The organism is Acinetobacter sp. TUM15071 (assembly GCF_008980925.1).
In the GTDB taxonomy this organism is placed as follows: domain Bacteria; phylum Pseudomonadota; class Gammaproteobacteria; order Pseudomonadales; family Moraxellaceae; genus Acinetobacter; species Acinetobacter dispersus.
Map to the genome: position 1 here is coordinate 211333 of NZ_BKGB01000005.1, position 12522 is coordinate 223854.

Here is a 12522-nt window from a genome sequence, read left to right on the forward strand (position 1 = left end):
TTTTTCCACAAAAAAAGGCACCCGAAGGTGCCTTTTTAATTCGTTAAAACTTAGAACTGGTCTGAGTTCAACGCTTGACTAAATGCTTGGTCAACTTCACTGAAATCGTTGTGAAGTTCAAATTCAGCAGCTTCTGATTCTTGACGACGACGCTCTAGGTGATACGCAAGACCTGTACCAGCAGGGATCAAGCGACCTACAACAACGTTCTCTTTCAAGCCACGTAAATCATCTTCTTTACCTGTTACAGCCGCTTCAGTTAACACACGAGTTGTTTCCTGGAACGATGCAGCAGAGATGAACGAGTCAGTAGAAAGCGACGCTTTCGTGATACCCATTAACTGACGTTCAAACTTCGCAGGGAACTTGTTCTGAGCCAAGACAGCTTGGTTCTCTTGAACAACGCGGATGTAATCCACTTGCTCACCTTTGATGAAGCTTGTATCACCGCCATCAGTGATATCAACTTTACGCAACATTTGACGTACAACAACTTCAATGTGCTTATCGTTGATTTTTACACCTTGGAGACGATAAACGTCTTGAACTTCGTTCACGATGTAGTTGGTTAATGCAACTTCACCTTTCAAACGTAAGATGTCATGTGGGTTCTGTGGACCATCAGAAATAGTTTCACCACGGTTCACATGCTCACCTTCGAACACGTTAATGGTACGCCATTTTGGAATCAATTCTTCGTAGATCTCAGAACCATCATCCGGAGTAATCACTAAACGGTTTTTACCTTTAGTCTCTTTACCGAAGCTTACAACACCTGATACTTCTGCAAGAATCGCATGCTCTTTCGGTTTACGCGCTTCAAACAAGTCAGCTACGCGTGGAAGACCACCGGTAATATCACGTGTACGTGAAGTTTCTTGTGGTACACGACCAAGTACATCACCCACACCAATCGTTGCGCCATCGCGAACAGTTACGATCGTATTTTGTGGTAAGAAGTAGAATTGTTCGCCACCATCTGTTGTATCCAACACAATTGCAGGACGTAAATCTTTACCAGAAGCAGGACGAGCTGTTACAGGCAAGATTTCAACAGTGGTCATACCTGTCGCATCATCTGTCTTAGAGGTTGCAGTTACACCATCAGCAATTTGGCTGAAACGTGCTTTACCCGCAACTTCGGTAACAAGTGGATGTGTATGTGGATCCCAAGTCGCCACGATACCGCCAGCTTCTACAGCTTCACCATCTTTCAACAAGATGCTTGCACCGTAAGGAAGTTTATAGCGCTCACGCTCACGACCTAAATCATCCGCAATACCAATTTCACCTGAACGTGAAACTGACACTAAGTGACCTTTGGCATGTTGTACAGTTTTCACGTTGTGGAAACGTACAGTACCTTTATTACGTACTTGAACACTGTTTGCAGCAGACGTTCGGCTTGCAGCACCACCAACGTGGAAGGTACGCATTGTTAACTGTGTACCAGGTTCACCAATTGACTGAGCAGCCATTACACCGACAGATTCACCTGGATTCACCAAGTGACCGCGTGCAAGATCACGACCATAACAGCGTGCACATACACCGAATGTCGATTCACATGCAATTACTGAACGTACTTTAACTTCATCGACACCCGCTTCTTCAAGCTCAGCAGCAATTTTCTCGTCAATTAACGTACCACGTGGAAGTACAACTTCATCATCAGATGCACGACGTACATCTTCAGCAGTTACACGACCCAATACGCGATCGCGTAATGGCTCGATCACGTCACCACCTTGAATGAATGGTGTCATCACTAAGCCACCAGCTGTACCACAATCAGATTCAGTAATAACTAAATCTTGTGCTACGTCTACAAGACGACGAGTCAAGTAACCAGAGTTCGCAGTTTTCAATGCGGTATCGGCCAAACCTTTACGCGCACCATGTGTTGAGATGAAGTACTGAAGTACTGTCAAACCTTCACGGAAGTTTGCTTTAATTGGGGTCTCAATGATCGAGCCATCTGGCTTAGCCATCAAACCACGCATACCAGCAAGCTGACGGATCTGCGCCGCACTACCACGGGCACCCGAATCAGACATCATATAAATTGAGTTGAATGACTTCTGTTTCTCGTCTTCACCTTGTTTGTTTTTCACAAGGGTATAAGACAAGTTGTCCATCATTGCCTTCGCAACTTGGTCATTGGTACGAGCCCAAATATCGACCACTTTGTTATAGCGCTCACCCGCAGTTACGAAGCCTTGTTCAAACTGTTGTTCAATTTCACGAACTTCAGTTTCAGCTTTGTCGATAATGGTGTGCTTATTTGGTGGAATAAGCATGTCTTCCATACCTACAGATACACCTGAACGCGTCGCTTGACGGAAGCCCAAATACATCAATTGGTCAGCAAAGATAACAGTATCTTTCAAACCAAGCTTACGGTAGCAAGAGTTGATTAACTTAGAGATGTTTTTCTTAGTCATCTCAAGGTTGATCGATTCAAAGCTTAAACCTTGTGGAACAACTTCCCACAACAAGCAACGACCTGGTGTTGTATCAACAATAATAGTTTGCTTTTCACGCTGACCATTTTCATCAATTACAGTTTGGTGTACACGTACTTTAACGCGTGCATGGATCGCAACTTTACCAGTCGCTAAGGCACGGTTAACTTCGTGTGTATCCGCAAACACCATGCCTTCACCTTTGGCATTTACCGCATCACGTGTGATGTAGTAAAGACCCAAGACAACGTCCTGAGAAGGAACGATGATTGGCTCACCGTTTGCAGGTGACAAGATGTTGTTGGTTGACATCATCAACGCACGTGCTTCCAACTGTGCTTCAAGTGTCAATGGAACGTGTACCGCCATTTGGTCACCATCGAAGTCGGCGTTAAACGCAGCACATACGAGTGGGTGAAGACGGATCGCTTTACCTTCGATCAGAATAGGTTCAAACGCTTGAAGACCTAAACGGTGAAGTGTTGGCGCACGGTTCAACATTACTGGATGTTGACGAATCACAGATGCAAGAACGTCCCAAACTTCTGGTGTCTCACGCTCAACCATTTTCTTCGCAGCTTTAATGGTTGTTGCTTGGCCAGAAGCTTGTAGTTTCGCGAAAATAAATGGCTTGAATAGTTCAAGTGCCATCTTCTTCGGAAGACCACATTGGTGAAGACGTAAAGTAGGACCAACGGTAATTACCGAACGACCAGAATAGTCAACACGCTTACCAAGTAAGTTTTGACGGAAACGACCTTGTTTACCTTTGATCATGTCTGCCAAAGATTTCAATGGACGTTTGTTCGAACCTGTAATTGCACGACCACGACGACCGTTATCAAGCAACGCATCTACAGACTCTTGTAACATACGTTTTTCGTTACGTACGATAATGTCTGGTGCAGCTAAGTCTAGAAGACGTTTTAAACGGTTGTTACGGTTGATCACACGACGATACAAATCGTTCAAGTCTGAAGTCGCGAAACGACCACCTTCAAGTGGTACAAGCGGACGTAAATCTGGTGGAAGTACAGGAAGTACGTTCATCACCATCCATTCAGGCTTGTTATTTGAATCTTTGAAAGCTTCCATCAATTTCAAACGCTTAGACGATTTCTTAAGTTTCGTCTCAGAGGTCGTTTGAGGAATTTCTTCGCGTAAACGCGCAATTTCAGCTTCAAGATCGATATCTTTTAATAGATCCTGAATCGCTTCTGCACCCATCTTCGCAGTGAATTCATCACCGTGTTCTTCAAGTGCATTGTAGTATTCTTCGTCTGTTAAAAGTTGATACTTTTCAAACGGAGTCATACCAGGATCTGTTACAACATAAGATTCGAAATACAATACGCGTTCGATATCACGTAATGTCATATCAAGAAGTAAACCGATACGGCTCGGTAATGATTTCAAGAACCAAATATGTGCAACTGGAGATGCAAGCTCGATGTGACCCATACGTTCACGACGAACTTTGGCAGTTGTTACTTCAACGCCACATTTTTCACAAATGACACCTTTGTATTTCATACGCTTGTATTTACCACACAAGCATTCATAATCTTTTACTGGACCAAAGATCTTGGCACAGAACAAACCGTCACGTTCAGGTTTAAAAGTACGGTAGTTAATGGTTTCAGGCTTTTTAACTTCACCGTGAGACCATGACTTAATCATCTCTGGCGACGCAAGACCAATACGGATACGGTCAAATTCAACAGGTGCATGACCTTCTGAATCCGGTTTCTTACGCATGATATCGAGCAAGTCTTTCAATTTTTTTCTCCGTGTGTCGAGGAGCTAAGCTCACTCGACTGGGTCACAAATATTGTTTTTACTGAAATTTGGGAATCTCTAATCCCCCTAAACCCCCCTTTTACAAAGGGGGACTTCTCCCCTCTTTCTTAAAGAGGGGTTGGGGGAGATTTTTTAGTCACCATTTTTCAGTTCAATGTTGATACCTAAAGAACGGATCTCTTTGGTCAATACGTTGAACGATTCAGGCATACCCGGATCCATATAATGGTTACCATCTACAATATTCTTATAGATGCGTGTACGGCCTTCGACGTCATCCGACTTCACAGTGAGCATTTCTTGAAGTGTATATGCTGCACCGTATGCTTCAAGTGCCCATACTTCCATCTCACCGAAACGCTGACCACCGAATTGTGCTTTACCACCAAGCGGCTGTTGAGTAACAAGTGAGTAAGAACCTGTTGAACGCGCATGCATCTTGTCATCAACCAAGTGGTTCAATTTGAGCATGTACATGTAACCTACAGTTACAGGACGATCAAACTGTTCACCTGTACGACCGTCAAACAATACCGTTTGACCAGTACGTGAAATGTCAGCCAATTCTAGTAAGTCTTTGATTTGGCTTTCTTCAGCACCATCGAACACAGGTGTTGCCAATGGAACACCAGCACGCAAGTTACCTGAAAGTGCCAAGACTTCTGCATCAGTTAAGCTATCAAGCTCTTCTTGCTCGCCACCAACCTTGTTATAAATCTTGTCTAAGAATTCACGCAGTTCAATCACTGTACGCTGTTCTTTCAACATTTTTTCGATTTTATCGCCAAGACCTTTAGCAGCCATACCCAAGTGAGTCTCGAGAATCTGACCCACGTTCATACGTGATGGTACACCCAACGGGTTCAATACGATATCGACTGGTACACCATTGGCATCATGCGGCATGTCTTCAACAGGTAAGATGTTTGATACAACACCTTTGTTACCATGACGACCTGCCATCTTATCACCAGGCTGGATACGACGTTTAACAGCGAGGTAAACCTTAACAACTTTCAATACGCCAGTTGTTAATTCATCCCCTGTAGAAAGTTTACGTTTCTTCTCAGCAAACTTCTCATCAATTTCGTAACTCTTCTCTTTCAAGAACACTTGAATTTGAGTTAAACGCTCTGCAATTGCTTCATCAGTCGGCTGGATTTCAAGTAAATCAACAAGCTCTAAACCAGACAATACGTCTTCAGCAAGTTTATCGCCACGTTTAGTTGAACCACCACCGTTAGATTCTTGACCTTTCAACAAACGAACAATACGTTCACGTGCTGCTTCTTCGAAGATTTTGTATTCTTCTTTCAAGTCTTTACGGTATGCATCAAGTTGAGCTTTCTCAATTGCTTGAGCACGTTCATCTTTTTCCAAACCATCACGTGTGAAGACTTGAACGTCAATCACGGTACCTTTGGTGCCAGATGGAACGCGTAAAGAAGAGTCTTTAACGTCAGCTGCTTTTTCACCAAAGATTGCGCGAAGTAGTTTTTCTTCAGGTGTTAACTGAGTTTCACCTTTAGGCGTTACCTTACCAACAAGGATGTCACCCGCAGTCACTTCAGCACCGATATAAACAATACCAGACTCATCCAACTTAGACAGTGCAGCTTCACCAACGTTAGGAATATCGGCAGTAATTTCTTCTGCACCTAACTTAGTATCACGCGCTACACATGACAATTCTTGAATGTGAATCGACGTTAAACGGTCTTCTTGAAGTACACGCTCAGAAAGTAAGATCGAGTCTTCGTAGTTATAACCGTTCCATGTCATGAACGCGACGCGCATGTTTTGACCAAGCGCAAGTTCACCCATATCAGTCGATGGACCATCAGCCAAGATATCGCCACGAGCAACTTTGTCGCCCAAGTTTACGATAACGTTTTGGTTGATACATGTATTTTGGTTTGAACGTGTATATTTGATCAGGTTGTAGATATCTACACCCGCTTCACCCGCGATCATTTCGTCTTCGTTTACACGAATAACGATACGAGATGCATCTACATATTCAATCGCACCACCACGGTCTGCAATCACACACACGCCTGAGTCACGTGCTACGTTTGCTTCCATACCTGTACCAACAAGCGGCTTGTCAGCACGTAAGGTAGGAACAGCCTGACGTTGCATGTTCGAACCCATCAATGCACGGTTCGCATCATCGTGTTCAAGGAATGGAATCAATGATGCTGCAACAGAAACAACCTGCTGTGCAGAAACGTCCATATGTGTAACGCGCTCAGGCGACATACGTACGAATTCACCTTGATGACGTACAGAAACCATTTCTTCAGTCAAGTTGCCATCTTTATCTACTGCAGAATCGGCCTGTGCAATCACAGTACCCACTTCTTCAATCGCAGATAAATATTCAACTGTATCTGTTACACGACCTTCAACAACGCGACGGTATGGCGTTTCCAAGAAACCGAAGTCATTCGCTTTTGCATAAACAGAAAGCGAGTTGATCAAACCAATGTTTGGACCTTCCGGTGTTTCAATTGGACATACACGACCGTAGTGAGTTTGATGTACGTCACGTACTTCAAATCCTGCACGTTCACGTGTCAAACCACCAGGACCAAGCGCAGATACACGACGTTTGTGCGTAATCTCAGACAATGGGTTGTTTTGGTCCATGAACTGAGACAATTGGCTTGAACCAAAGAATTCTTTGATTGCAGCAGCAACTGGTTTCGCGTTGATTAAATCTTGCGGAGACAAGTTATCAGTTTCTGCTTGGCTTAAACGCTCTTTCACAGCACGTTCAACACGAACTAAACCAACACGGAATTGGTTTTCTGTCATTTCACCAACAGAACGTACACGACGGTTACCCAAGTGATCGATATCATCGACTTCACCCTTACCGTTACGGATTTCAACCAATGTACGCAGTACATCGATGATATCTTCGTGCGATAAAATACCCTCAACTTCACGCGACTTCTGATCTGTACCCACTTCGTAAGGACGACCCAAACGACGGTTGAACTTCATACGACCCACTGGAGAAAGGTCATAACGCTCAGAAGAGAAGAATAAGTTATTGAATAAGTTTTCAGCAGCTTCTTTTGTTGGTGGCTCGCCTGGACGCATTACTTTATAGATTTCAACAAGCGCTTCTTCACGACCTGTTGTTGTATCTGCACGTAATGTATCAGCAACGAAAGAACCACGATCTATATCGTTTGTGAACAGGATGTTAAACTGTTTAACACCACCTTCAGCCAACTTCACCATAATATCATGGCTAAGTACGGTATTTGCAGGAATCACATCACCGTCTTTCAACTTGATGTCTTCAGCTGTAATACGCTCATATAAATATTCATCAGGTACAGAAAGCTTCGCTAAGTTAGCAGCTTCCATTTGGCGTACATGACGAGCATTAATACGTTTACCTTGTTCAACGATCGCTTTACCATCATTATCCAAGATATCAAATTGCGCCATTTCACCACGTAAGCGGTCTGGAACGAGGTCAATTTGATAGCTACCCATATCAAGATATACAGGTACTTTCTCGTAGAACAAATTCAAGATTTGTTCATTGCTATAATTCAAGGCACGTAGGATTACCGTTGCAAGCAACTTACGACGACGGTCAATACGTACGAATACCAAATCTTTGGCATCAAATTCGAAGTCTAACCATGAACCACGGTAAGGAATAATACGTGCTGAATACAACACTTTACCGCTTGAGTGGGTTTTACCCTTATCATGGTCGAAGAATACACCTGGTGAACGGTGTAATTGAGATACGATTACACGCTCAGTACCGTTGATAACGAACGTACCGTTATCTGTCATGAGTGGCATTTCACCCATGTAAACTTCTTGTTCACGCACGTCTTTAATTGATTTCGTTTCACGATCTTTAATGATCAAACGAATTTTTACGCGCATTGGTGCCGCATAAGTTGAACCACGTAAAATACATTCACGTACGTCAAACTCTGGCTTACCAAGACTATACTCAACAAATTCTAAAGCAGCATTGCCAGAATAACTTTCAATAGGAAAAACTGAACGAAATGCGGCTTGGAGACCGATATCTTCGCGATTTTTTGGAGTTTTACCACCTTGTAAGAAAGTACGGTACGAATCGACCTGAATCGAAAGTAAGTACGGTGCTTCCATTACGTGGGGCAATTTACCAAAATTCTTACGAATCCGTTTCTTTTCGGTATATGAGTATGCCATCTGGAGTCCTCGGAAAGTAAACTAAACCCGCCTGCAGAACGGGTTTAGAAGGAATTACGCAGGCCGATATGGCCACCACTGTTTACAAATGCTGCAATTTTTAGTGGTATTAAAACGCTTAACAATATTTTTATAAGCAAAAAAATATTGGTAAGCGTTTGATATTGTGTTATTTGTTTGAATTTTACGCACAAAAACGTAAAACTAACAAAAAACGAGCCGATTATTGTAACGCAAAAAGGCTGATGACCCAAGAGCCATCAGCCATTTTTTGGAGCCGATTTTCAAAAAATCGACTCCCTACAGCATTACTTAAGTGTAACTGTAGCACCAGCTTCTTCAAGCTTCTTCTTAAGTTCTTCGCCTTCTTCTTTAGAAACGCCTTCCTTAAGAACAGCAGGAGCGCCTTCAACAAGATCTTTAGCTTCTTTAAGACCAAGACCAGTAGCTTCACGAACTGCTTTAATTACAGCAACTTTGTTAGCACCGAAAGAAGTCAACTCTACGTTGAATTCAGTTTGTTCTTCAGCAGCAGCAACAGCTGGACCAGCAGCAACAGCTACAGCAGCAGCAGATACGTTGAATTTTTCTTCGAAAGCAGAAATAAGTTCAACAAGTTCAAGAACAGTTTTTTCAGCAACTGCGTTTAAGATTTCTTCGTTTGTTAAAGCCATGAGAGTAACTCCAAATGGATATTGAATGGTGTGAAAGTAGATTTAAGCTTAAGCAGCTTCTGACCCGTTTTTCTCTTGAAGCGCTGTAAGTAAGCGACCCAATTTCGAAATAGGAGCTTGAAGAACAGAGGCAAGCATAGTAAGCGCTTTTTCTTGGTTCGGAAGATTCGCGATAACGCTAACGTCAGCACCTTGATAAAGTTTGCCTTCAAATGCAGCAGCCTTTAATTCAAATGCTTTATTAGTTTTAGCAAATTCTTCGAACAAGCGTGCAGCTGCACCCATGTCGTCTTCAGAAGTTGAGAATGCTAAGATTGTTGGACCAACAAGGTCGTCATTCAAGATAGCGAATGGCGTATCTTGAAGAGCACGTTTAGCTAAAGTATTACGTACAACGCGTGTAGCAACACCTAGTTTACGAGCTTCAACACGAAGAGCAGTTAATTGCTCAACGGTTAAACCTTGGTAGTCAGCAACAACGGCAGCGAACGCTGTAGAAGCAATTTCACTTACTTCAGCAACGATCTGTTTTTTGTCTTCGATAAGAAGAGCCATCGTAAAACCTCCTAACGGTGATTTATGCACTCATACGAGTGCACTCCCAATTCGTAAGCCTTATTCAGGCCTACACGCGGAGGAGCAACAAATCACACCACCGCGTCTACTCAGACTGGATTATTAAGAAGATCTTCTAAAAAGAATCACTTCGCCTGAGGTCTTTGACGCTGATAAACATTCATTTATCAATTCAAAGTTTGCTTAGATTTTTTCAACGAAAAAATCTAAGGCTTCAAAATTCTTTCTAATTACTTAGAAACGTTGCTTACGTCAACGATCAAACCAGGACCCATAGTAGAGCTCAAAGTGATCTTTTTAACGTATACACCTTTAGAAGTTGCAGGCTTTAACTTTTTCAAGTCTGCAATTAAAGTTTCAACGTTTTGACGTACAGCTTCTTCGCTAAAGCCAAGTTGGCCGATCGCAGCGTGGATGATACCCGCTTTGTCTACACGGTAACGTGCTTGACCAGATTTAGCATTCTTAACCGCGTTAGCAACATCAGGAGTTACTGTACCCACTTTCGGGTTTGGCATTAAGCCACGTGGACCAAGAATTGTACCAAGCTTACCAACAACGCGCATTGCATCAGGAGCAGCAATCACTACGTCGAAATCAAGGTTTCCACCTTGAATGCTTTCAGCAAGGTCATCAAAACCAACGATATCAGCACCAGCAGCTTTCGCAGCTTCTGCAGCAGCACCTTGAGCAAATACTGCAACACGTACAGTTTTACCAGTACCCGCAGGTAAAGTTGTAGCACCACGAACAACCTGATCAGATTTACGTGGGTCTACACCAAGGTTTACAGCGATATCTAAAGATTCTTTGAACTTCGCAGCTGGAAGGCTGTTAAGAACTTGTACTGCTTCTTCCAAAGTGTAAACTTTGTTTGCTTCTACAGCAGCAGCAATGGCTTTTTGACGTTTAGTTAACTTTGCCATGTCTTATAGCTCCACTTCCAAGCCCATAGAACGTGCAGAACCAGCAATGGTACGCACACGAGCGTCTAAATCAGCACCAGTTAAATCTGGTTCTTTAGTAGTCGCGATTTCTTCTAACTGAGCACGAGTCAACTTACCAACTTTAGTTTTGTTAGGTACAGAAGAACCCTTTTGGATACCAGCAGCTTTCTTAAGAAGAATAGATGCAGGTGGAGTTTTCATGATGAAAGTGAACGACTTATCGTTGTACACAGTGATCACGACAGGAATTGGCAAACCAACTTCAAGTTTTTGTGTAGCAGCATTGAATTCTTTACAGAATGCCATGATGTTTACACCACGTTGACCTAAAGCAGGACCAATTGGTGGAGATGGATTTGCTTTACCAGCTGGAACTTGCAGCTTGATATAGCCGTCAATCTTCTTAGCCATTGAAAATTACCTCTGGGTACAGACGCCGTTAGGCTCCCCAAAAATTAAACAACACCGAAGTGTTAGAACAACAATGCCCGATCAGATCGGGCGCTTCACAACCTATTCAAATTAAACTGTTTTTTCGACTTGGCGAAACTCTAGTTCAACTTGAGTTGGTCGATTAAATACATTAATCGTCAACGTTAAACGTGACTTTTCGTATAGTACTTCCTCCACGACTCCTTTAAAGTCTGTGAACGGACCATCTATAACGAGCAATTCTTCACCAGGTTCAAACATCGTCTTAGGACGAGGTGCTTCACCTGTGTTGCGTACACGAGCAAGGATCGCATCAGCTTCACGTTGTGAAATCGGAGCTGGTTTCTCTGGTGTACCACCAATAAAACCAAGAACCTTTGGACACTCTTTTACGATATGCCAAGTATCATCATTCATTTCCATTTCGACTAACACATAGCCAGGAAAGAATTTACGTTCAGACTTACGCTTCTTACCATCCTTCATTTCCACTACTTCTTCAGTAGGGACAAGGACTTCACCAAAGCTTTCAGCAACAGTACTACGCTGAATTCGATCATTAAGCGAACGCATCACTTGTTTTTCAAAGCCTGAATAGGCATGAATAATATACCAACGTTTCATCGCGTTCTTACCCAATAATTAACTTAATAAACCAACCTAAGCCGTAGTCGAAACACCATAAAACCAATGATGCAACAAGCACAACCAAAAGAACTTGCCACGATGTCGTGATCGTCTCTTGTTTTGTTGGCCAGGTCACTCGACGCAGTTCAATTCGCGCATCTTGTAATAAACGCACAAAGCCTTTGCCTTGATGGGTGGCGTATAATAAACCTAAAGCGACTACGACACAAGCCAAAATCACCCCAACACGCACCCAAATATCATTTGCTGGTGCCCAATAGGCAGGTAAATGCTGATTTACCAATGCTGAACCGACCAATAAAGCTATAGCAATCAACCATAAGACAACATCTAGCGGTGAACCAGAGCTTACAACTTCTGCAACATTATTTCTTTGAGGGATTGGCGCGTCGCTTAATGCGTCACGCGATTTATCATTCGACATTTTTTTACTCGTCGTAGAATTCGCGACTTATTATATGACAACTTAGCCAGAATTAAGCTTTTTTATTAAAAAAAAGTGGCAGGCCAGGAGGGACTCGAACCCCCAACATTCGGTTTTGGAGACCGACGCTCTACCAATTGAACTACTGACCTAACGTACAAATCGAAAGCCGGAGCTTTCGATTTGAGTGTAACACACGGTATTGGGCTTATGCAGTTACTTTAGCAACAACACCAGCGCCTACAGTACGACCACCTTCACGGATCGCAAAACGTAGACCTGGGTCCATTGCGATCGGGTGAATTAATTCTACTGACATCTCAACGTTGTCACCA

At 43.0% G+C, this 12522-nt stretch carries 8 protein-coding genes, 1 tRNA gene and 1 pseudogene; all 10 read right to left on the minus strand.

The genetic code is table 11. The features are described 5' to 3' along the window. Window positions 1–50: 50 nt before the first annotated feature. On the minus strand, window positions 51–4244 hold the full coding sequence (gene rpoC, locus GBI66_RS06955) for a DNA-directed RNA polymerase subunit beta' (RefSeq protein WP_005191871.1): 4194 nt from the start codon (window positions 4242–4244) through the stop codon (window positions 51–53). A gap of 153 nt (window positions 4245–4397) precedes the next feature. After that, on the minus strand, window positions 4398–8486 hold the full coding sequence (rpoB, locus tag GBI66_RS06960; RefSeq protein ID WP_151715599.1) for a DNA-directed RNA polymerase subunit beta: 4089 nt from the start codon (window positions 8484–8486) through the stop codon (window positions 4398–4400). A gap of 308 nt (window positions 8487–8794) precedes the next feature. Next, window positions 8795–9160 (minus strand): 50S ribosomal protein L7/L12, encoded by a 366-nt coding sequence (gene rplL, locus GBI66_RS06965; RefSeq protein ID WP_005191867.1) that lies wholly within the window; start codon window positions 9158–9160, stop codon window positions 8795–8797. A 48-nt stretch (window positions 9161–9208) separates the two neighbouring features. Next, window positions 9209–9715, minus strand: a complete 507-nt coding sequence (rplJ, locus tag GBI66_RS06970) for a 50S ribosomal protein L10 (protein ID WP_004802230.1) — start codon at window positions 9713–9715, stop codon at window positions 9209–9211. Between the two features lie 251 nt (window positions 9716–9966). After that, window positions 9967–10662: a 50S ribosomal protein L1 gene (gene rplA / locus GBI66_RS06975; protein ID WP_004656290.1), complete on the minus strand. Its 696-nt coding sequence runs from the start codon at window positions 10660–10662 to the stop codon at window positions 9967–9969. A gap of 3 nt (window positions 10663–10665) precedes the next feature. After that, on the minus strand, window positions 10666–11094 hold the full coding sequence (gene rplK / locus GBI66_RS06980) for a 50S ribosomal protein L11 (RefSeq protein ID WP_004637639.1): 429 nt from the start codon (window positions 11092–11094) through the stop codon (window positions 10666–10668). Between the two features lie 111 nt (window positions 11095–11205). Next, a complete protein-coding gene (gene nusG, locus GBI66_RS06985; RefSeq protein ID WP_005154809.1) occupies window positions 11206–11739 on the minus strand; it encodes a transcription termination/antitermination protein NusG in 534 nt (177 codons plus the stop codon). 7 nt (window positions 11740–11746) lie between these two features. Continuing rightward, a complete protein-coding gene (secE, locus tag GBI66_RS06990; protein ID WP_004802225.1) occupies window positions 11747–12187 on the minus strand; it encodes a preprotein translocase subunit SecE in 441 nt (146 codons plus the stop codon). Window positions 12188–12263: 76 nt separating this feature from the next. Further along, window positions 12264–12339: transfer RNA gene (locus GBI66_RS06995), tRNA-Trp, on the minus strand. 56 nt (window positions 12340–12395) lie between these two features. After that, window positions 12396–12522, minus strand: a pseudogene (locus tag GBI66_RS07000) (elongation factor Tu); the annotation flags it as partial.

What these genes read in the sequence shown, in the direction of transcription:
- rpoB (WP_151715599.1), bottom strand. Translation starts at nt 8,486, where the DNA reads ATGGCATACTCATATACCGAAAAGAAACGGATTCGTAAGAATTTTGGT.
- rplL (WP_005191867.1), bottom strand. Translation starts at nt 9,160, where the DNA reads ATGGCTTTAACAAACGAAGAAATCTTAAACGCAGTTGCTGAAAAAACT.
- rplJ (WP_004802230.1), bottom strand. Translation starts at nt 9,715, where the DNA reads ATGGCTCTTCTTATCGAAGACAAAAAACAGATCGTTGCTGAAGTAAGT.
- rplA (WP_004656290.1), bottom strand. Translation starts at nt 10,662, where the DNA reads ATGGCAAAGTTAACTAAACGTCAAAAAGCCATTGCTGCTGCTGTAGAA.
- rplK (WP_004637639.1), bottom strand. Translation starts at nt 11,094, where the DNA reads ATGGCTAAGAAGATTGACGGCTATATCAAGCTGCAAGTTCCAGCTGGT.
- nusG (WP_005154809.1), bottom strand. Translation starts at nt 11,739, where the DNA reads ATGAAACGTTGGTATATTATTCATGCCTATTCAGGCTTTGAAAAACAA.
- secE (WP_004802225.1), bottom strand. Translation starts at nt 12,187, where the DNA reads ATGTCGAATGATAAATCGCGTGACGCATTAAGCGACGCGCCAATCCCT.